This window comes from Pseudomonas sp. LBUM1676 (assembly GCF_059695605.1).
Genome location: NZ_CP166777.1, coordinates 5615732 through 5636392, shown reverse-complemented (window position 1 = coordinate 5636392; position 20661 = coordinate 5615732). Strand labels below are relative to the sequence as shown.

General features: G+C 59.9%; 18 protein-coding genes, 2 tRNA genes and 1 pseudogene. 8 read left to right on the top strand and 13 right to left on the bottom strand.

What is annotated here, in order from left to right; all coding sequences use genetic code 11:
• Positions 1-6: 6 nt before the first annotated feature.
• The gene (gene recX / locus ACA041_RS26040; protein ID WP_497438454.1) at positions 7-474 is read left to right on the top strand and encodes a recombination regulator RecX; all 468 of its coding nucleotides are present in this window, start codon (positions 7-9) and stop codon (positions 472-474) included.
• A 42-nt stretch (positions 475-516) separates the two neighbouring features.
• Here the strand turns inward: recX and ACA041_RS26035 are convergent, their stop codons facing one another.
• Positions 517-1635 carry an LOG family protein gene (locus ACA041_RS26035; protein ID WP_497438453.1) on the bottom strand — a complete coding sequence of 373 codons (1119 nt, stop codon included), beginning with the start codon at positions 1633-1635 and terminating at the stop codon, positions 517-519.
• A 486-nt stretch (positions 1636-2121) separates the two neighbouring features.
• Here ACA041_RS26035 and ACA041_RS26030 point away from each other — a divergent pair, with 486 nt between their 5' ends.
• Positions 2122-2322 carry a hypothetical protein gene (locus tag ACA041_RS26030; protein ID WP_497438452.1) on the top strand — a complete coding sequence of 67 codons (201 nt, stop codon included), beginning with the start codon at positions 2122-2124 and terminating at the stop codon, positions 2320-2322.
• Here the strand turns inward: ACA041_RS26030 and ACA041_RS26025 are convergent, their stop codons facing one another.
• Positions 2323-2748, bottom strand: a complete 426-nt coding sequence (locus tag ACA041_RS26025) for a quorum-sensing-regulated virulence factor family protein (RefSeq protein ID WP_497438451.1) — start codon at positions 2746-2748, stop codon at positions 2323-2325. It abuts the gene before it with no gap.
• Positions 2749-2937: 189 nt separating this feature from the next.
• On the opposite strand from ACA041_RS26025, the gene ACA041_RS26020 reads away from it, so the two are divergent.
• From ACA041_RS26020 to ACA041_RS26010, 3 genes are all read left to right on the top strand, one after another.
• A complete protein-coding gene (locus ACA041_RS26020) occupies positions 2938-3696 on the top strand; it encodes a tRNA-uridine aminocarboxypropyltransferase (protein WP_497438450.1) in 759 nt (252 codons plus the stop codon).
• Between the two features lie 204 nt (positions 3697-3900).
• On the top strand, positions 3901-4551 hold the full coding sequence (gene erdR, locus ACA041_RS26015; RefSeq protein ID WP_052966391.1) for a response regulator transcription factor ErdR: 651 nt from the start codon (positions 3901-3903) through the stop codon (positions 4549-4551).
• 74 nt (positions 4552-4625) lie between these two features.
• Positions 4626-4988, top strand: coding sequence for a diacylglycerol kinase (locus tag ACA041_RS26010; protein WP_008030027.1), 363 nt, complete (start codon positions 4626-4628; stop codon positions 4986-4988).
• Here the strand turns inward: ACA041_RS26010 and ACA041_RS26005 are convergent.
• The gene (locus ACA041_RS26005) at positions 4985-5911 is read right to left on the bottom strand and encodes a LysR family transcriptional regulator (RefSeq protein WP_497438449.1); all 927 of its coding nucleotides are present in this window, start codon (positions 5909-5911) and stop codon (positions 4985-4987) included. The two genes, ACA041_RS26010 and ACA041_RS26005, sit on opposite strands and share 4 nt — an antisense overlap.
• A 149-nt stretch (positions 5912-6060) precedes the next feature.
• On the opposite strand from ACA041_RS26005, the gene fpr reads away from it, so the two are divergent.
• Positions 6061-6840, top strand: a complete 780-nt coding sequence (fpr, locus tag ACA041_RS26000; protein ID WP_150727656.1) for a ferredoxin-NADP reductase — start codon at positions 6061-6063, stop codon at positions 6838-6840.
• A gap of 151 nt (positions 6841-6991) precedes the next feature.
• On the opposite strand, the gene tsaA is transcribed toward fpr, so the two are convergent.
• From tsaA to rimO, 6 genes and pseudogenes are all read right to left on the bottom strand, one after another.
• Entirely contained in the window at positions 6992-7690 is a 699-nt protein-coding gene (tsaA, locus tag ACA041_RS25995; RefSeq protein WP_497438448.1) for a tRNA (N6-threonylcarbamoyladenosine(37)-N6)-methyltransferase TrmO, read from the bottom strand.
• 244 nt (positions 7691-7934) lie between these two features.
• A pseudogene (locus ACA041_RS25990) lies at positions 7935-8706 on the bottom strand (SDR family oxidoreductase).
• Between the two features lie 235 nt (positions 8707-8941).
• Positions 8942-9412 (bottom strand): YehS family protein, encoded by a 471-nt coding sequence (locus ACA041_RS25985; RefSeq protein WP_497438447.1) that lies wholly within the window; start codon positions 9410-9412, stop codon positions 8942-8944.
• Positions 9413-9490: 78 nt separating this feature from the next.
• Positions 9491-10201 (bottom strand): rRNA pseudouridine synthase, encoded by a 711-nt coding sequence (locus ACA041_RS25980; protein ID WP_497438446.1) that lies wholly within the window; start codon positions 10199-10201, stop codon positions 9491-9493.
• Between the two features lie 189 nt (positions 10202-10390).
• Positions 10391-10864, bottom strand: a complete 474-nt coding sequence (locus ACA041_RS25975) for an acetyltransferase (RefSeq protein ID WP_497438445.1) — start codon at positions 10862-10864, stop codon at positions 10391-10393.
• 113 nt (positions 10865-10977) lie between these two features.
• Positions 10978-12315, bottom strand: a complete 1338-nt coding sequence (gene rimO, locus ACA041_RS25970) for a 30S ribosomal protein S12 methylthiotransferase RimO (protein ID WP_449644962.1) — start codon at positions 12313-12315, stop codon at positions 10978-10980.
• 290 nt (positions 12316-12605) lie between these two features.
• Here rimO and ACA041_RS25965 point away from each other — a divergent pair, with 290 nt between their 5' ends.
• On the top strand, positions 12606-14507 hold the full coding sequence (locus ACA041_RS25965) for a potassium transporter Kup (protein ID WP_497438444.1): 1902 nt from the start codon (positions 12606-12608) through the stop codon (positions 14505-14507).
• A gap of 165 nt (positions 14508-14672) precedes the next feature.
• Here the strand turns inward: ACA041_RS25965 and ACA041_RS25960 are convergent, their stop codons facing one another.
• From ACA041_RS25960 to ACA041_RS25945, 4 genes are all read right to left on the bottom strand, one after another.
• Positions 14673-15962 carry a virulence factor family protein gene (locus tag ACA041_RS25960; protein WP_497438443.1) on the bottom strand — a complete coding sequence of 430 codons (1290 nt, stop codon included), beginning with the start codon at positions 15960-15962 and terminating at the stop codon, positions 14673-14675.
• Positions 15962-18598, bottom strand: a complete 2637-nt coding sequence (mprF, locus tag ACA041_RS25955; RefSeq protein WP_497438442.1) for a bifunctional lysylphosphatidylglycerol flippase/synthetase MprF — start codon at positions 18596-18598, stop codon at positions 15962-15964. Before mprF ends, ACA041_RS25960 begins: the two co-directional genes overlap by 1 nt.
• Positions 18599-18846: 248 nt before the next feature.
• Positions 18847-18923 (bottom strand) — tRNA-Met (locus ACA041_RS25950).
• Positions 18924-19143: 220 nt separating this feature from the next.
• Positions 19144-19220, bottom strand: a tRNA-Met gene (locus ACA041_RS25945).
• 301 nt (positions 19221-19521) lie between these two features.
• On the opposite strand from ACA041_RS25945, the gene dinB reads away from it, so the two are divergent.
• Entirely contained in the window at positions 19522-20583 is a 1062-nt protein-coding gene (gene dinB, locus ACA041_RS25940; RefSeq protein WP_497442171.1) for a DNA polymerase IV, read from the top strand.
• Positions 20584-20661: the final 78 nt, after the last annotated feature.

Here is a 20661-nt window from a genome sequence, read left to right as displayed (position 1 = left end):
GATCCGATGACCGCCGTACTCGATACACTCGTCGCAGTGCGGCGTACTGCAATGGACCTGCTCGCGCGACGCGAGCATGGTCGAGTCGAGCTGACGCGTAAACTGCGTCAGCGCGGCGCTCCCCCTGAAATGATCGACACCGCACTCGACCGCTTGACGGAAGAGGGGCTGTTGTCCGAAGCCCGTTACCTCGAAAGTTTCGTTTCCTACCGTGCCCGTTCCGGCTATGGCCCTTTGCGTATCCGCGAAGAGTTGGGCCAGCGCGGACTGCAACGTACTGACATCGAACTCGCGTTACGCGAGAGCGGTATCAATTGGCAGGAACAACTGGAAGATACCTGGCGGCGCAAGTTCTCCGGACATTTGCCTATCGATGCACGGGAGCGCGCCAAACAAGGCCGGTTCCTGAGTTATCGGGGGTATTCCATGGAGATGATCAGCCGCTTGTTCAGCGGCCGAGGGATGGACGATTGACTGAAACGGCTCGCTATTTCAATAGCGGGCCGTTTTTTTGCCTCACGTAACCTTTGACGGTTCCCGCGTGCGTTGTTGCGCCTGGGGTTGTGACTGTGCCCAGTTTTCCGGCAGGTTGATGTAGTCCACCAGTTCCCGCAGGCGTCCATGATCACGGGCGTTGAACGTGAAAGCCAGTCGCGCCAAATGGCTGAACTGCGGTTCGTCGTGCTCTTCACCGCTGTAGGCGTGCTGGTGGAAGTGATCGCTCAGGCACAAGTCGGCGAATGCCTCCTGCATGTGTTCGAGCGCATCGTCGCTGAGCTTGTGGTGCATGCGGATAATGAACTGATGCTTGAGCCAGCGGCTGGAGTGGAAGTTGCTGTAGAACTGATTGATCTGCTCCACCGCCTCTTCGGCGCTGTAGACCAGGCTCAACAGCTTCATATCGGTCGGCAGGATGTAGCGATTCTCCGCCAGTTGTTGGTGAATGAAGTCCAAGGCGCCTTGCCAGAACTTGCCGCCCGGCGCATCCAGCAGTACTACCGGTACCAGCGGGCTTTTACCGGTCTGAATCAGCGTCAGCACTTCCAACGCTTCATCCAGGGTGCCGAAACCGCCGGGACACAGGACCAGTGCATCGGCTTCCTTGACGAAGAACAGTTTGCGGGTGAAGAAAAAGTGGAAGGGCAGCAGGTTGGTGGTGCCATTGACGGTGGGATTGGCATGCTGCTCGAAGGGCAGGGTGATGTTGAATCCCAGGCTGTGCTCCAGGCCGGCACCTTCATGGGCTGCCGCCATGATGCCGCCACCGGCGCCGGTAATGACCATCAGGTCAGAGCGGGCCAGCGCGGCCCCGAGCTCTCGGGCCAAGCCGTACAACGGATGTTCTATCGGTGTTCTGGCCGAACCGAAAACCGTGACTTTGCGTCGCCCCTTGAACTGTTCCAGTACACGGAAGGCGTGTTCCAGTTCGCGCAGGGCTTGCAGGGTGATCTTGGCGTTCCAGCGGTTGTGATCTTCCTGGGCCATGCGCAGCACGGTCAGGATCATGTCGCGGTAGATGGGGATATTCGGGCTGTTGGGTGAAACTAGGTTGAGTTGCTCTTCGACCTTGCTGGTGAGGTCGTGGCCGCTTTCTTCAAAATGACGGCTCAGGAGGTCATTCGGTTGGTAAGGCATTCAGCTTCTCCTTCTGCACAGAACCCTTGGCCCCGACACAGCAGTCGTCAGTGCCGCGACACCTCATGTGTCGCTGTCTGCCCAGGCCTGTGCCTGGGCGATCCACCTGACTCGAGTAGGCATCGAGTCAGCCATACAGGCTCTGTTTTTTCCTTGGATGAAAGAAACGTTCGCACAACAAGACAAGCTACAGGCAGCCCCTTTTCCTGCCGGAAAATTGAACGTGAACACTATGAATCTAGACCCTCGCAGCGTTTTGTGCTGACTTGATCATTGCGCCGCAATGTCTTTCATGGCAACCGCTTATTGACGATATGCAAGGTGATTTCACCGCTCGTCTGAACGCTAAGCCGACTCGCCATCACTCTGATTTACTAAATGACAAGCGTGACACGACATCTTTGCGTCAACGGCTGGACGCACGGCATAAGCAGTTGAAGGATTTTATCGCTCAAACAAGGGCGAGGTGCACGGAGGCGGGAAGCAATGTCCAGAGTCATTCTGGAAATCGAAATCGATACCCAGTTGTATCGATTGCTGAAGTCATCGGCCGAGAACCATCATTTGAGTCTCGAGGAGGAGTGTTGCCGGCGCCTTGAAGCCGCCGAGCGGCGCTCATGTTATTTGCAGGCGCTGTTGGCAGAACTGCGCGCCGAGGATGAGCAGCGGCGCGCCAATTCCCAATGATTACTTTTTCTTCGCGGGTGCCGCTTTCGGGCAATCGGATTCCTGGAAGCGTTCGCTCGCGACCGGACGGTTGGTCTTAACCTCGGTGAATTCGTAACGCATGATTGCACCCTTGGCCATCAGCTTGCGCATGCCCGGGTTGTTGCAGACGGTGGAGCCGAGCTGGAAATAAACCGCTTTCGGGTCGGCGCGCATCTTGTCAGCGTGGGTGCTCTGGACGCTGAGGTGGTTGATCAACTCTTTACCTTCAACGGTATAGCCCTGATCGAGAATGTCTTCGTTGATCGCTCGTGGAGTGCCGACGCTGCTTTGAGCGGCAACGTTTTGCAGCATTTTGCTCAGTTCCATGTCTTTCAAGGAAGCAGCCTGGGCGCTGAAGGACGACGCCAGCAAAACGGCGGCGGTAGGAACGATAAGGCGCAGCATGAAACTCTCCTGGTTCAGTGACTGGTGTTTCGACCAGCCACATGACTGTGCGTTCAGTGGCGGCGAATTATAGGGGAGCAGGCCTGGACGGTACAGGCTTGCGCCGGCTGGTCTGATAAACTGCGGCACCTTGATGCCTTGCCGAGTATTTTTCGTGTCGATTTTCTTCCCCTTCCGGTGTTGCCTGCGATGAGCCATGCAATCAAGCCTTTCGCTTTGAATGCCGTAGCGCGCCTGCGCGACGAGCGCGAAGAGGAGGGCATCAAGCCGATTCAGGCCCGTGGCTGGCGGGCCATACGCTGCCGTGCCTGCCGTGTGATCGAAAGCCACTGCCTGTGTGCCTGGCGTCCACAGGTCGAGACCCGCTCCGGGGTGTGCCTGATCATGACCAACAAGGAAGTGTTCAAGCCGAGCAATACCGGTTGGCTGATCGCCGATGTGGTGCGTGACAACCATGCGTTCATCTGGTCGCGGACCGAAGTCGATCAGCGACTGTTGCAGCTTCTGTCCGATCCGCAATGGCAGCCCTATCTGGTATTTCCGGGCGAGTACGTCGCGCCCGAGCGAGTGACCCATGGTGTCGAGGTCGATAGCACCAAACGGCCGCTGTTCATTCTGCTGGACGCGACCTGGACCGAAGCCAGGAAGATTTTTCGCAAAAGCCCCTATTTCGATGCGCTGCCGATCCTCAGCCTGCTGCCCGAAAAGCTCTCACGGTACCGGTTGCGCCGGTCGACCCGCAGCGAGCACTTGTGCACGGCCGAAGTGGCGGCGCTGTGCCTTGACCTGGCGGGCGATGTCGAGGCAGCGTCGGCACTGGACGCTTATTTTGATGTGTTCAGTCAACATTACCTCGATGCGAAACATCAGCTGGACATGAACGTCGCAACACCGGCACACGCCGAGCTGATGCCCTTCGTGCAGAACGCGGCCCCGGTGACGTGCTGAGAGTCGCCCATACTGCAGGCAGCCGGAGGGGCTACGTCGCTTGACCACCCCGGCTTCGCTGGGCATGCTTGGCGCCGATTAGGGCGCGGCCAGGTTTGATACGCCGTATTCTTTACGTGAATAGCTACGTGATTGGCGTTGAACGTGCCCTGTTGATGCAGCTCCGTGGCTGCACCTCGTTTGAAAAACAGGATCATTAGAAAAATGGCCACATACGAAATCCTGATTGCCGATGACCATCCTCTTTTTCGTAGCGCCCTGCATCAAGCATTGACCTTGGGCCTCGGTCCGGATGTCCGGTTGGTGGAAGTGGCGAGCATTGCCGAGCTTGAGACCCGTCTCGACGAAAAAGCCGACTGGGATCTGGTACTGCTGGACTTGAACATGCCGGGGGCCTACGGTTTTTCCGGACTGGTGTTGTTGCGTGGTCAGTATCCGCAGATTCCGGTGGTCATGGTCTCGGCTCAGGAAGAGGCATCGATCATGGTCAAGTCCCGGGAATTCGGTGCCAGCGGTTTCATTCCCAAGTCGAGTGACTTGAGCGTTATCCAGAAAGCCGTGCGAGCGGTGCTGGATGGCGATGTGTTCTGGCCACCTCAAGCCTTCGAGGCGGTGAGTGTCTCCGCCGAAGCCAAGGCTGCCAGTGAAGGCCTGGCCAGTCTGACACCCCAGCAGTTTCGGGTGCTGACCATGGTCTGTGAAGGTTTGCTGAACAAGCAGATCGCTTATGAACTGAGCGTTTCCGAAGCGACGATCAAGGCCCACGTAACGGCGATTTTCCGTAAGCTGAATGTGCGTACCCGGACCCAGGCGGCCTTGCTGCTGCAACAACTTGAGTCAATTTCGAGCCACTAAAGCGTCACCGTTCACGCTTTTTTGACCAGGCTTGATCTAGCTTTCCCACTCCTTTTTTGTCAGTGCCAACTCTTATGTCACCTTTCAAAGGCCAAACCGGCCTCAAACGCATCCTCAACGCCTCCGGTTACTCGCTGGATGGTCTGCGCGCAGCCTTCACCGGCGAAGCGGCCTTTCGGCAACTGGTGCTGCTCAACGTCATCCTGATCCCGATTTCGTTCTTCCTGAACGTCAGCCGTGTCGAGCAGGCGCTGCTCATTGCCGTCTGTCTGTTGGCATTGATTGTCGAGTTGCTCAATTCGGCGGTGGAGGCAGCCATCGACCGCATTTCCCTTGAGCTGCACCCTCTGTCGAAGAATGCGAAAGACATGGGCAGCGCCGCGCAGTTGGTGGCGTTGACCATGATCGCATTGGTGTGGGCGGTGATCCTGCTTTAAGCGATGGTGGGCAGCACGATCTCGTCGCTGCGCTGAACCCCTGCGGTGAAGGCGCGGCACAGATCGAGGAATTCGCGCATCGCCGAGGTCTGATATTTCTGTTTGTGCCAGATGAAATAAAACTGTCGCGCCAAGTCAAGGTCCGGGGTCTCCACCGGCACCAGGCTGCCGCGGCGGAATGCATCGCGCAGTGCCAGCCGCGAAATGCAGCCAATCCCCAAGCCTGATTCCACCGCACGCTTGATCGCTTCGGTGTGTTCCAGTTCCAGGCGGATGTTCAGTCCGCTGCGATGGTGGCGCATGGCCTGGTCAAACGTCAGTCGTGTGCCAGAGCCTTGCTCGCGCAGAATCCACGCTTCGTGGCTCAGCTCATCCATGGTCGCCGTGCCGCGTTTGGCCAGCGGATGCTGCGGCGCGCAGAACACCACCAGCTCATCCTCGACCCAGCTCTGCACTTCGATGTCCGGATGGCTGCAATCGCCTTCGATCAGACCCAGATCAATTTCATAGTGGGCGACTTGCTGCACAATGTTGGCGGTGTTCTGCACATGCAGCTTCACCTGGCTTTCCGGGTGACGCTGCATGAAGCTGCCGATCAGCAGGGTCGCCAAGTAATTGCCGATCGTGAGGGTCGCGCCGACCGCCAGGGAGCCGAACCCGGACTTGCCATTGAGCAGGTCTTCGATTTCCTTGGCCTGGTCGAGCAGGGCCACTGCTTGCGGCAGCAGCTGTTTGCCCAAGGCATTGAGGCTCAGCCGTTTGCCCGCGCGGTCGAACAGCTGGCAGCTGCACTGGCGCTCGAGCTCGGTGATCGAGGTGCTCGCCGCCGATTGCGACAGGTTGAGCAGACCCGCGGCACGGGATACGCTTTCCTGCTGGGCGACGGCGACGAATACTTGAAGTTGACGGAGAGTAAATCGCATATCTATATAACCGATAACCCTTATCTTAATAATCCAGTTAACAGATATTGTCGCTGCCATTAGAATGCGATGCAATTGCACACATCAGCTCATATTTCGCAGAGCCGGCGCAGAGCACGCGCAGACAAATCTCCAGGAGTCCCACGTACATGAGCAACATGAACCACGAGCGTGTCCTCAGTGTTCATCACTGGAACGACACTCTGTTCAGCTTCAAGTGCACCCGCGATCCGGGCCTGCGCTTCGAGAACGGTCAGTTCGTGATGATCGGCCTGCAACAGCCCAACGGCCGGCCGCTCATGCGCGCCTACTCGATTGCCAGCCCGAACTGGGAAGAGCATCTCGAGTTCTTCAGCATCAAGGTGCCTGATGGCCCGCTGACTTCCCAGCTGCAGCATCTGAAGGAAGGCGACGAGATCATCATCAGCAAGAAGCCTACGGGCACGCTGGTGCTGGACGACTTGAAGCCTGGCAAGCATTTGTACTTGCTCAGCACCGGTACCGGTCTGGCGCCGTTCATGAGCGTCATCCAGGACCCGGAAACCTACGAGCGTTTCGAGAAAGTGATCCTGTGCCACGGCGTGCGTTACGTCAACGAAGTCGCCTACCGCGAGTTCATCACCGAGCACTTGCCGCAGAACGAGTTCTTCGGCGATTCCCTGCGTGACAAGTTGATCTACTACCCGACCGTGACCCGTGAGCCGTTCGAAAACGAAGGTCGCCTGACTGACCTGATGCGCAGCGGCAAGCTGTTCAGCGACATCGGCCTGCCACCGATCAACCCGCAGGATGACCGCGCCATGCTGTGCGGCAGCCCGAGCATGCTCGACGAGACCAGCGAAGTGTTGAACAGCTTCGGCCTGAAAGTCTCGCCGCGGATGCGCGAGCCGGGTGATTACCTGATCGAGCGGGCGTTTGTGGAAAAGTAAGCACAGGTCACCTGTGTAGGAGCTGGCTTGCCTGCGAAGGCCTTGAGTGCGCCGTGTTTACCCGGTAAACACGCGTTATCGTTAACAACCAGCTCCTACAAAAAGCCTGCATGACTTGAGAAGGTCATGCAGGCTTTTTCGTTTATGGCGTTCAGACCTTCGCGGGAATGACTTCGAGAACTCGGATCATCCCTGCCTCAGGGTAATGCCACCGCACATCCACATCCCAGAACTGCACCCCATATTCCCGCTCAGGCGCAGGCGTCTGATACGCCGGCCGCGGATCTTGCGCCAGACACTGTTCAATCAACTCAACCAACGGCTCTTCAAGGCGCTGAGCGTGCCCGTGTGCCTGTTGCAGTGACGAATCCGTCCACTGCACAGGAATCAATTGCGGCGCGGCGCTGGCGATGCTATTGGAGGCCGTGTCGATGATGTCGGCGTAAGGCACGTAGGGCTTGATGTCGAGGATCGGCGTACCGTCCAGCAGGTCGATGCCGGAAATGAACAGGCGGTTGGCCTCGACCTTGTCCAGTTTGACTACCGATTGGCCAATGCCATTGGGCCGATGCGTCGCGCGGGTGGCGAAAACGCCCATGGATTTGTTGCCGCCGAGGCGAGGAGGGCGGACTTTCAGGCGCGGTTTTTCTTCCAGGGCCTGATGGAACAGGAATAGCAGCCAGACGTGGCTGACCTGCTCCAGACCCTGTACGGCATCACCCTGATCGAACGGCGCCACCAGTTCCAGAACACCGCGGGCGGCAGGAGCCAGTTGCGGCTGGCGCGGAATGGCGAACTTCTCCTTGAAGCAGGAGCGCACGAAGCCGACGGGGGAAACGCTGTAGGTCATGGGTTGGGGTCGAAGGGGGATGAGGGTGGGCATGATAACCCGATCGACCACTGGATCGGTGGTGCCTGTTGGTCAGTATTCGCGAGCAGGCTCGCTCCCACAGTTGGTCTCTGGTGGTCACAACATTGGTGAACACAGCAAGTCCCCGTGGGAGCGAGCCTGCTCGCGAAAGTCACGCCGCCGATTTAAAGACTGAACCCGACCTGTAGGAGCGAGGCTTGCCCGCGAAGGCCGCGCCGCCGATCTAAAGACTGAACCCACCATCCAGAGGAATAATATTCCCGGTCATGTAAGCCCCCGCCGTACTCGCCAGACTGATCGCCAGCGCCGCCATCTCTTCCTCCCGCCCCCAGCGCTTCATCGGAATCAACGCCGTATCCTCCGCCAGCGCCTGCTCATCATTGCCAATGTGCTGCGTCATCTTGCTCGGAAAGCGCCCCGGCGCAATCACGTTGACGTTGATGTGCTGGCTCACCAGCTCCCGCGCCAGAATCCGCGACAATATGATGCAGGGCAGCCTTGCTCGGCCCGTAGGCATAAGCCTGTTCACCAAAGGAAGAAATCCCGGCCACCGAGCCTATGTTGATGATCCGCGCCGGATTCGCTTGGGAACCCGCCTTGCGCAGCAGGGGCAAGAACTGCTGAATGCAGTTGAAGACCGAGGTCACGTTGAGCTGCATGACCTTTTCCCAGCCCTTGACCGGGTAATTCTCCAGCGGCGCACCCCAGGTGGTGCCGGCGTTGTTCACCAGAATATCCAACTGGCTGATCTGCTCACCCAGGCGTGTGGCCAGCTGATGTACGCCGTCTTCGGTCGCCAGATTGGCCGCCACGGCGTGGCAACGGCCGAGTGCGCTCAGTTCATCAACCGTTTGCTGGCAGGCTTCGGCGTCCCGCGCGCAGACGTAAACGGTGGCGCCGGCTTCGACATAGGCCTTGGCGATCATTTTGCCGATACCACGGGTGCCGCCGGTCACCAGGGCGGTGCGGCCTTGCAGGGAAAAGTAGGGGTGCATGGCGAATCCTGAGGGCTGAGGGTCACTACACCCTAGTCGTCAGCCGCCGGAAGTGGAGCCACTATTTTTGCGAGGAATGGGGGGGCATACAGCCTGCGAACACCATTGTAGGAGCCGGCCTGTTGGCGATGGCGCTTTGAAGGTCGCCATCGCCGGCAAGCCGAGCTCCTACAGGGCGATGGCGTTTGAAGGTCGCCATCGCCAGCAAACCGGCTCCTGCAGAGCAGGCGTGCGCTTATTGTGGGCGCACGCGCAGGGTCAGGCCCTTGAGGAAGTTGCGCAGCAACTGGTCGCCGCACGCGCGGTAGTTGGTGTGGCCGAATTTGCGGAACAGCGCGCTCAACTCAGGCTTGGACACCGGGAACTCGGAGGCCTTGAGGATCGCGTGCATGTCGTCTTCCTTCAGTTCGAAGGCCACGCGCAGTTTCTTCAGGATAATGTTGTTGGTCACCGGCGTTTCGATCGGCTGCGGCGGACGGCTTTCGTCCTTGCCGCGCTTGAAGATCACCAGGCCATCGAGGAAATGTGCCATGACCTCGTCCGGGCAGCGTACGAAACCTTCCTCGTCTTCCTCTTTTTTATCGAGGTACGTCACCAGGTCTTCCAGGGTGACGTCCATGCCGCCGAGCTTGATGATCTCGATGACTTTCTTGTCGCTGATGTCGAGCATGTAGCGCACGCTGCGCAGTACGTCGTTATGAATCATGGTGTGCAGTCCTGGTATTCAGCAGTGGGCGCCGCGCAAAAAACGGTGGCACCAAAATGTGTGGCGGCGTGAGCAGTCTTAGAACTTCTCTTTGCCGGACAGGTAGCGCCATTGCCCCACGGGCACTTTGCCAATGGAGACACCGCCAATGCGGATACGACGGATGGCGACGACCTTCAGGCCGACGGCCTGGCAGAACAGGGCGATCACACCCGGTTGTGGGTTTTTCATCGCAAAGCGCAGACGGTTTTCATTCTGCCAGCTGGCTTTGACCGGCGGCAGTTCCTTGCCCTTGTAGGTCAGACCGTGGTTCAGGCGATTGAGGCCGTGAGCCACCATGTCGCCTTCAACCTCGACCACGTACTCCTGCTCGATCTTGGCGGAGTCGGCGGTGAGCTTGCGCAGGATCTTCCAGTCCTGGGTGAACACCAGCAAGCCGCTGGCGTTGGCCTGCAGGTCGGTACTGGCGGTCAGGCGCAGGAAGTGGCCCTTGAGCGGACGTTTGCTGAAGCGGTGTTCTTCGCTCAGGGTCTCGGCGCTGATGGTCGCCATGGCCGTTTGCGCGTCCATGCCCGCTGCGACGTTGAACAGGATGGTCACCGGCTCCGGCGCAGTGGCCTTGGCCTCGGGATCGAGCTCGACTTTCTGGGTGTCGACCTTGAACTGCGGCTCATCGATGACTTCACCGTCCACGGTGACCCAGCCGCCCTCGATGAACAGCTCAGCCTCCCGACGGGAACAGCCGACGAGTTCGATGAGGCGTTTGGAGAGACGAATCGGGTCAGTCATGACAGGGCCGTAACAAAAAAGGGGTGGGCATTGTACCTGCCTGGCGCCGGTTAATCCCGGCTCCATTTCAATGCGGTTGCATTTCCTGTGGGAGCTGGCCTGCCAGCGATTGCATCAACTCGGTTTATCTGACAAACCGTAGCGTCTGCATCGCTGGCAGGCCAGCTCCCACAGGGGGGGTATGGTGTGTCAGGCATGTTGTGAGCGCTGCTGGTTCTGGCGCAAACGCATGTGCAGCAATGGATAGGGCTGCCCCATGCCATCGACTTCCGAGCGGCCAATCACTTCGAACCCCTGCTTGAAGTAGAACCCCAGGGCTTGCGGGTTCTGCTCGTTGACGTCCAGTTCGTAAGCATTCAAGTGTTCCATGGCATAACGCAACAGCTGTTTGCCCAGGCCCTGGCCTCGATGCGTCGGGTCGATGAAGAGCATTTCGATCTTGCCCGCCGCCACCCCGGCAAACCCGGTGATGCGCTGGCGCGAGTCCTTGGTGCAGATCAGCATCACCGCGTCGAGGTAGCGGGTCAGCACCAGGTTCTTCAGCAGTTCGATGTAACTCTGCGGCAGAAAGTCATGGGTGGCGCGCACCGAGGCTTCCCAGACCTGCGTCAGTTCTTTGTAGTCGCTCTGTTTCGGCGTATGGATGACCGAATGTTGGCGCATGGCCGAATGCCCCTTTTGGCGGTTGATCGTGCGAGTCCTTTCTCCCGCAAACGATAGACGTAAAAAAGCCCCGCATCTCATCAAGAGAGCGGGGCTATGGGTATTTTTTTAGTTTAGATCTGTTCGGCCCACAGATCGTACTCGTCGGCGTCAGTCACTTTGCACCAGACCTTGTCGCCCGGCTTCAGGTTGCTGCCGTTGTCGATGAACACGTTACCGTCGATTTCCGGGGCATCGAAGAAGCAGCGGCCGACCGCGCCTTGCTCGTCGACTTCATCGACCAGCACTTCGATTTCACGGCCGACGCGCATTTGCAGGCGGGCCGAGCTGATGGCCTGCTGGTGCGCCATGAAGCGATCCCAACGGTCTTGCTTGACGTCGTCCGGCACGATGTCCAGATCCAGGTCGTTGGCCGGTGCGCCATCGACCGGCGAGTACTGGAAGCAGCCGACACGGTCGAGCTGGGCTTCGGTCAGCCAGTTCAGCAGGTACTGGAAGTCTTCTTCGGTTTCGCCAGGGAAGCCGACGATGAAGGTCGACCGGATGATGAGGTCCGGGCAGATCTCGCGCCAGTTCTTGATGCGGGCCAGGGTCTTGTCTTCGAAGGCCGGGCGTTTCATCGCTTTGAGCACTTTCGGGCTGGCGTGCTGGAACGGGATGTCCAGGTACGGCAGGATTTTCCCGGCGGCCATCAGCGGGATCAGCTCGTCGACGTGCGGGTACGGGTAAACGTAGTGCAAGCGCACCCAGACGCCGAGGGTGCTCAAGGCTTCGCAGAGTTCGGTCATGCGGGTTTTCACCGGCGCGCCGTTCCAGAAACCGGTGCGGTATTTCACGTCGACGCCGTAGGCGCTGGTGTCTTGCGAGATCACCAACAGCTCTTTGACGCCGGCCTTGACCAGGCGCTGGGCCTCGTCCAATACATCACCGACCGGACGGCTGACCAGTTTGCCGCGCATCGACGGAATGATGCAGAAGCTGCAGCTGTGGTTGCAGCCTTCGGAAATCTTCAGGTAGGCGTAGTGACGCGGGGTCAGCTTGATGCCTTGCGGCGGCACCAGGTCGATCAGCGGGTTGTGATCCTGGCGCGGCGGCACGGCGTCGTGCACGGCGTTGACCACCTGCTCGTACTGCTGCGGACCGGTCACGGCCAGCACGCTTGGGTGAATCTTGCGAATGTTGCCTTCTTCGACGCCCATGCAGCCAGTCACGATGACCTTGCCGTTTTCCTTGATGGCTTCGCCGATCACTTCCAGGGACTCGGCCTTGGCCGAATCGATAAAGCCGCAGGTGTTGACCACCACGACATCGGCGTCCTGATAGGTGGACACGACGTCATAGCCTTCCATGCGCAGCTGGGTAAGGATGCGCTCGGAGTCGACCAGTGCTTTTGGGCAACCCAGGGATACGAAACCAACCTTTGGATTGGCTGGCGCAGGAGTGGTGGACATGTCTAACCTCGGTATGGGGTAGCGCCTCCAGCCGAAGACGGCAAGGCGACAGACGGGCGCTTGGGTGCGCCTCTGATCAAAAAGTGCGCAATTCTAGCGATGGGGAGCGCACTTGACCAGCTTTATGCAGCGAAATACGACGAGTGCTGCGCTATGCTTCGCGCCGTTACACCTTGCCGATTTCCTGTAGTCAACAAAACGTCTGTAACAGTAAGTAAAACAGCGCATGCTGCGCGGCAAAGCATAGTGTTTTTTCCCAAGCGATTCTGGTCTGGATGTAGGAGTGGTGGATGGGTCAGGCAAGTAGTCAGGCGGCGGGTGCCGAGCATTCGGCGGCCAAGCCGATCGGCATGCTGGTCGCGGCGGTCGGAGTGGTTTACGGCGATATCGGCACGAGCCCGCTGTACACCCTCAAAGAAGTGTTTTCCGGTGGCTATGGGGTGCCCGTCACCCATGACGGGGTGCTGGGGATTCTGGCACTGATCTTCTGGTCGCTGATCTGGGTGGTCTCGATCAAATACATGATGTTTGTCCTGCGCGCCGACAACCAGGGTGAAGGCGGGATCATGGCCTTGACCGCGCTGGCGCGGCGGGCGGCCGCGGGGCATGCCCGGTTGCGTACCTTGCTGGTGGTCTGCGGGTTGATCGGCGCGGCGCTGTTCTATGGCGACAGCATGATCACCCCGGCGATTTCCGTGCTCTCGGCCATTGAAGGGCTGGGGCTGGCGTTCGAGGGCATCGATCATTGGGTGGTGCCACTGTCGTTGATCGTGCTGGTGGCGTTGTTCCTGATTCAACGCCACGGCACCGCACGCATCGGCATCCTGTTCGGTCCGATCATGGTCACCTGGTTCGTGGTGCTGGGGGCGCTGGGTGTCTATGGCATCCTGCAGCATCCGGAAGTGTTGCAGGCGATGAACCCGGTGTGGGGCGTGCGTTTCTTCATCGTGCACCCGGGCATGGGCGTGGCGATTCTCGGTGCGGTGGTGCTGGCGCTGACCGGTGCCGAAGCGCTATACGCCGACATGGGCCACTTCGGTCGCAAGCCGATTGCCCGCGCGTGGTTCATCCTGGTGTTGCCGGCACTGGTGCTGAACTACTTCGGCCAGGGGGCGCTGTTGCTTGGTGATCCGGAAGCCGCGCGCAATCCGTTCTACCTGCTGGCGCCAAGCTGGGCCCTGATCCCGTTGGTCGGCCTGTCGACCATGGCGACGGTCATCGCTTCCCAGGCGGTAATCTCCGGGGCGTTCTCCCTGACTCGCCAGGCGATCCAGCTTGGCTATATTCCGCGCATGCACATCCAGCACACCTCCAGTGCCGAACAGGGTCAGATCTATATCGGCGCGGTAAACTGGTCGCTGATGGTCGGCGTGATCCTGCTGGTGCTGGGCTTCGAATCCTCCGGCGCCCTGGCCTCGGCCTACGGTGTCGCGGTGACCGGCACCATGTTGATGACCACCATCCTGGTGTCGGCGGTGATGTTGCTGTTGTGGAAATGGCCACCGATCCTCGCGGTGCCGGTGTTGCTCGGCTTCCTGTTGGTGGACGGCCTGTACTTCGCCGCCAACGTACCGAAAATCGTTCAGGGCGGGGCATTCCCGGTGATCGCCGGTATTGTGCTGTTCGTGCTGATGACTACCTGGAAGCGCGGCAAGCAACTGCTGGTCGATCGAATCGACGAGGGCGGATTGCCGCTGCCGATCTTCATCAGCAGCATCGCCGTCCAACCGCCCCATCGCGTCCAGGGCACCGCCGTGTTCCTCACCGCGCGTCCGGACGCCGTGCCCCACGCGTTGTTGCACAACCTGCTGCATAACCAGGTGTTGCACGAGCAAGTGGTGCTGCTGACGGTGGTCTACGAAGACATTCCGCGAGTGCCGCCGACGCGACGCTTTGAAGTTGAATCCCACGGTGAAGGGTTCTTCCGGGTGATCCTGCACTTTGGCTTCATCGATGAGCCGGACGTACCGCAAGCGCTGAAGCTGTGTCATCTCGATGACCTGGACTTCAGCCCGATGCGCACCACCTACTTCCTTAGCCGCGAGACGGTCATCGCCTCCAAGCTCGAAGGCATGGCCCGCTGGCGCGAGGCGCTGTTCGCCTTTATGTTGCAGAACGCCAATGGCAATTTGCGGTTTTTTAATCTGCCGTTGAACCGGGTGATTGAGTTGGGTACCCAGGTCGAAATGTAACCCTCATCAAAAAGCCCCCGTTGCCGTGAAGGCAGCGGGGGCTTTTTTGTGGCCGGGGCGCCTGATCACCTGTAGGAGCGAGCTTGCTCGCGAAGGACTCGAGAGCAACACGTTCATCCAGGATGAATGCGTTATCGTTGACGTCCATCGCGAGCAAGCTTGCTCCTACAGCGCCGTTTCCTTCGCCTGGCGCTTCTCGATCACATCCACCAACCGCTGAGCCAGAGCCGGGTAGTTCTCATCAAAGTGATGCCCACCAGGCAGTTTCATCGCCTCACCGACGGCCGTCTTGTCAGTACAGCCACTCTCATCGACTTCTTCCTCACCATAAATGCACACCACTTTCTCCGGCGGCAGCTTGGCCATTTCCGGCCCAGTGGCGGCTTCCTTGCCTGCATTGCCGAGCCAGCCTTCGACTTCGATTTCGAAGCTGCCGGTGCGGGCGAAGGCCAGTAGGATGATCGCATCGACCCGTTGTTGCTCCGCAGGCTCCAGGCGGTTGTAGATCGCCGGCAATACGTCGGCACCGAACGAGTAGCCAGTCAGGATGAAGCGCTTGGTGCCCCATTTCTGCCGGTAATGCTGCATCAGTTCGGCCAGGTCGAGGGCGCTTTGCTCGGGGCTCTTGTGCTGCCAGTAGTAGCGCAGGGTGTCGATGCCGACCACCGGGTAGCCGATCTTGGCCATCTCGCCCGCCACGTCGCGGTCCAGGTCGCGCCAGCCGCCGTCACCGGAGAGGAACAGGGTGACCGTGTCCCGGGCCTGGCCGGCCGGGACTTCGACCACCGGGATCTGCAGGCCGCCGGCGGCTTTGTCGCCACCGACCAGGAGTTTGCGCAGTTCGTTGTTCAGCACTTGCGGCAGGCTGATGTCGTAGTCGCTGATGCGGGTTTCGGCATTGGGTTGGTCACGCACGAAGCCGGCGCTGGTGTCGTCCGGGTTGTCGTTCCAGGCCGCCAGCCAGTGACCATGGGCGGCACTTTTTGGCAGCAGGTGGGTGCAGCCGGGTTTTTCCAGGGCCAGGTCCACCGACACGGCCTGGGCTTTATCGTTCTTCTGCTCGGACAGCCAGCGCCATGCCAGCACGGCACCGGGGCCGATGCCGCTGACCAGGGTCGCCGGGCCGTTCAGTGCCCTCAGGCCCGATTGCAGGGCACGGCTTTGCAGCAGGCAGTCTTTGGGCAGGATCACCTGGACGATCTGCGCCGAGCCGCTGCGGCTCAGGGTCAGCAGTTGTTTATCGCTCAGTTTCTGCTCAGCGTTGACCGCCACCAGCACCTGGGCGCGCGGTGTGTTGCCGGGGATGACTCGAGTCATCGCCGCACCGTCGGCCGGCGTCAGCTGTTCGAGGGTCGGTTCGGGTGCCGGGCGTTTCAGGTACCAGTAACCGCCACCGAGAATCAGGGCCAGCACTACCAGTGTGGCCAGTACATACCGCAGGGAGCGTTGAATCATCAGCGTTTCACCAATCCAGTCAAGCCACCCGCAATCAGGGCGGCAGTGTCGGCCAGGGCAACCAGCGGATCGAGTCCGGCGGGCACGGCCATATAACGGGGTTCCCAGTCAGGCTGGAACTTGTCTTTGAAGCGGCGCAAGCCTTGGAAGTTGTAGAGCTGCTCACCACGGCGGAACACCATCGAGCCCAGGCGCTGGGTCAGCGGTGCGCCACGACGGGGTTGCAACCCCGACAACGGCACCATGCCCAGGCTGAAGCGCGCGTATCCATGATTTTTATAATGTTGGATCAGGCCGACCATCATGAACTCCATGGTCAGCTTCGGAGCGTCCGGGTGCGCGCGCATCAGGTCGAGGCTGGCCAGGTCATGGCTGTAGGTCTCAAGCAGGTTGGCGAAGGCCACCGGGCGCCCTTCGAAACGAATCACCGCGATGCGGAAATGCTTGAGGTAGTCATCGCTGAAACGGCCGAGGGAGAAGCCTTTCTCGCGCACGTTCTTGCCGGTCAGCCAGGCATCGGAAATCACCTTGAGTTCATCCATGGGCGCTTGCCCCGGCTCATGGATCTCCAGCGACAGGCCATCGCGGGTGCCGCGGTTCCAGGTGTAGCGCAGGTCCTTCATCTCTTTGCCCTTGGCCTCGAGATCGAAGCGCTGCAGATCGACCCGGGCTTCTTCGCCAAGCTTGATCGCGGTCAGGCCGATGTCCATGTAGTACGGCAAATTTTCGGCGCGCACTTGATAGAACACGGGGCGGGCGTGGTGGAGGTCACACAGGTCACGGAACTGCCAGATCATCTCGGCCCGTTGCTGGGCCGGGCCGATCGGGTCATACAGAGCCACCAGGCTGCGACCGCGGCGCGCGTACATCAGGAACGCTTCGTCGTTGGGGTGAAACAGCAGCGCCTTGTCACCGGTCAGGGCCAGGCCGCCATCCGGTTGGGCCGAGGCCATGAGGATCTTTACCGCGCGGTCCAGCTCTTCGGTGGTCGGTAGATGGATCACCGGGCGTGCGGTGCGCAGCAGCCAGGTCAGGGACACCACCAGCAGCAGGACGGTGGCGCCGAGCAGCGAGCGCAAGCCACGGGGGGCATCGGCGTCGAGGGTGAACTGCCACCAGAGTTGATGGCTGTAGGGAACGTCCTGATAGGCGAACAGCAGCAGCCAGATCGACGCACCGAGCACGCACAGGCTGGACACCAGGTACAGCGGCGAGAAGGGCAGTTCGGTCAGGCGGCTGGGGCGATAGAACGAGCTGCGGAAAACCCCCAGCAGGCTCGCGGTCAGCGTCATCAGGCAGGCTTCTTCCCAGTCGAAACCCTTGAGCAGCGAGAGCAGGGCGCCCACCAGCAACAGAATGGTGGTGAGCATCCACGCCGCCGACAGGCGTCGGCGCAGACCTTGAGCCAGCAGCAGGCAAAGCACGCCGACCAGGCTGGCGCCGAAGTGCGAGGCGTCGACCAGTCGATGCGGAATCAGAAAACCGATGTGCTCCAGGCGCGTATCGATTTCCGGCGTCACACCGGAGAACAGCAGCACCACGCCGGACAGGAACACCAGCACCGCCAGAATCGGTGCGGCCAGGCCGGACGCGGCACGCAGGGTCTGACGTGTCTGGAACAGTCGCTGCCCTTCATTGATCAGCAGCAGCAGACAGGCCACCAGCAACGGCAACACCACATAGATCAGGCGATAGAGCAGCAGCGCAGCAGCCAGCGGCGCGGCGCCGAGCTTGTCGGCGAAGGCCGCCAGGAGAATCGCCTCGAACACCCCGACTCCGCCGGGAACGTGGCTGAGCACCCCCGCGGCCAGGGCCAGCAGGTACACCAGCAGGAAAGCGCCGAACGGCGGCGCTTGCGGTAGCAACAGATAGAGCACGGTCGCGGCGGCAGCCACGTCCAGAGCGGTGATGAGCAATTGCAGGAAGGTCAGGCGACGCCCTGGCAGGCGCAAGGTGCGGCGACCGACCTTGACCAGCAGATTGTCCGGGTAAGGCTGTTCCGGCAGGCGACGACGGTAGATGCCGATGGCCAGCACCGTAAAGAGCAGCAGCACGGCGGCAGCGACCGCGCCGAGCAAGGTCTCGGACAGACCCAGGGCGGCGGCAGCGGCAGGCAGATCACTGAGAGTGGCGAGCGCCGCGAGCGGCGGCAGCGCACAGCCCAGCGAAAGGCTGGCAAACAGCGTCATGTGGGCGACTTCCGAAGCCCCCAGGCCATGACGTGCATATAAACGGTAGCGAACCGAGCCTCCCGAGAGCATCGACAGACCGATTGCATTGCCGATGGCGAACGCGGTGAACCCGCCCAGGGCGAGGATGCGCGGCGCCAAGGTCACGCCGGCATAACGACTGGCCGACCATTCATAGCCCAGCAAGATGATAAAGCCGACCAGGGTCGCAGCCAGCGCGCCGAGCAGCGCCGGTTTCGGTACTTCGAGAATCGAGTCGTGCAGCGCGTACAGATCGAGTTCGCTCAACAGGTGACGACAGGCGATCAGCGCGATAGCGAACAATAGCAGGGTGACCGCCAGACCTATGGGGTGACGGTATTTACTGACCAGATCGAGCAAGCGCAGACGCTCGGCCTTGATTGTCTTTGTGACGGTGTCTTGTGGATCAGACGAGTTGGCGCGCATCAATCACCTCTTGGATTGTGCGCGACAGGATGGGGGTATCCAGCCAAGTTACCAATCCCTGTGGAAAAAAATAGTTACAAATATTGATCCCTCTCACCGGGATCCGGCGATGTGCGATCGAGCATAGTTTGGCGTTAGCGCACTCGAGGCCCGAACAGGTGTGCTGGACGATGATAGATCAAGGTTGCGAAGGGCTTTTTCAACGGACACAAAAAAGGCCACTCTTTCGAGTAGCCTTTTTTGATGTTTGGTTGCGGGAGCCGGATTTGAACCGACGACCTTCGGGTTATGAGCCCGACGAGCTACCAGACTGCTCCATCCCGCGTCTGTGTGGCGGCATTCTACAGGCGAACGGCGGTGTGTCAACCGTTAATCCTGAACCTGGTCAAATAAGTGCAAATGAATGGCAAAACGCGGCAGGGGAGAGCTAAGTTCAGGAATCAGAACGATTTCTCTTTTCTGCGTTACCAATGGTGAGCGCTGCACCTGCACAAAATAGACGCGCACAAAAAAGGCCACTCTTTCGAGTAGCCTTTCTTGATGTTTGGTTGCGGGAGCCGGATTTGAACCGACGACCTTCGGGTTATGAGCCCGACGAGCTACCAGACTGCTCCATCCCGCGTCTGTGTGTCGGCATTCTACAGCGGATGGCGGGTGTGTCAACCCTAATCCTGAAAAAACCTGTTAATGGTCAATCGCTTAGCTCTCCATGAGGGTGGGTCGGGAAGCCTGTAAGGCCGATGTGGCAAGGCCTGCAGCTCTATTGGAGGGGGTTGTTCGATAGAGAAATTAAATTCACCCGGTACTTGTCCTACGTATGGAAAAGAACATTCCCAGTACTGGTGCTATATACAGGTGTCAGTGAGATACTGCCTGTCCGGCAGGCCATGACTCCATTTCTTCGCCATGAATACCGCTTTTATATGACCCAGCGAAAAATCATTCACGTCGATTGTGACTGTTTCTACGCCGCGATCGAGATGCGCGACGACCCCCGCCTGGCCGGCAAGCCTCTGGCAGTGGGCGGGGCGGCGGAGCGGCGAGGGGTGATCGCTACCTGCAATTACGAAGCGCGGGCGTATGGCGTGCGTTCGGCCATGTCGTCGGGGCATGCCTTGAAACTGTGCCCGGACCTGACCATCGTCAAGCCGCGCATGGACGCCTATAGAGAAGCGTCGAAGGAAATTCACACGATCTTTCGCGATTACACTGACTTGATCGAGCCGCTTTCCCTGGATGAGGCCTACCTCGATGTGTCGGATTGCGCGCATTTCGGTGGTAGCGCCACGCGCATTGCCCAGGACATCCGGCGCCGGGTATCCAATCAGTTGCACATCACCGTCTCGGCCGGCGTGGCGCCGAACAAGTTTCTCGCCAAGATCGCCAGCGACTGGAAGAAGCCCAACGGCTTGTTCGTCATCACGCCGGATCAGGTCGAGGACTTCGTCAGTGGTTTGCCCGTGAGCAAGTTGCACGGCGTAGGCAAGGTGACGGCAGACAAGCTGGGCAGGCTCGGTATTGTCGACTGCTCGCATTTGCGCGAATGGGACAAGTTGGCGCTGGTGCGGGAATTCGGCAGCTTTGGCGAGCGACTCTGGAGCCTGGCCCGTGGGATCGATGAGCGTCTGGTGCATAACGATAGTCGTCGACAGTCGATCAGTGTCGAAAACACCTATGACGAGGATCTGCCGGATCTGGTGAGCTGCCTGGATAAACTGCCCGAACTGCTGGAGACCTTGGCCGGACGCATGGCGCGGATCGACAGCAGTTATCGGCCGGGCAAGCCGTTCGTCAAAGTGAAATTCCATGACTTTACCCAGACCACGCTGGAGCAGGCCGGGGCAGGGCGGGATCTTCAGAGTTATCAGTTGTTGCTGACCCAGGCGTTCAATCGCGGCGGCAAGCCGGTGCGGTTGTTGGGGATCGGGGTCAGGCTGGAGGATTTGCGCGGTGGGTTTGAGCAGATGGAGTTGTTTGAGCGGTAGTGGCAGTTTTCGTGTAGCGGTGAATGTGAGGCCGCCTTCGCGAGCAGGCTCGCTCCCACATTTGCCCGCATCCTTTCT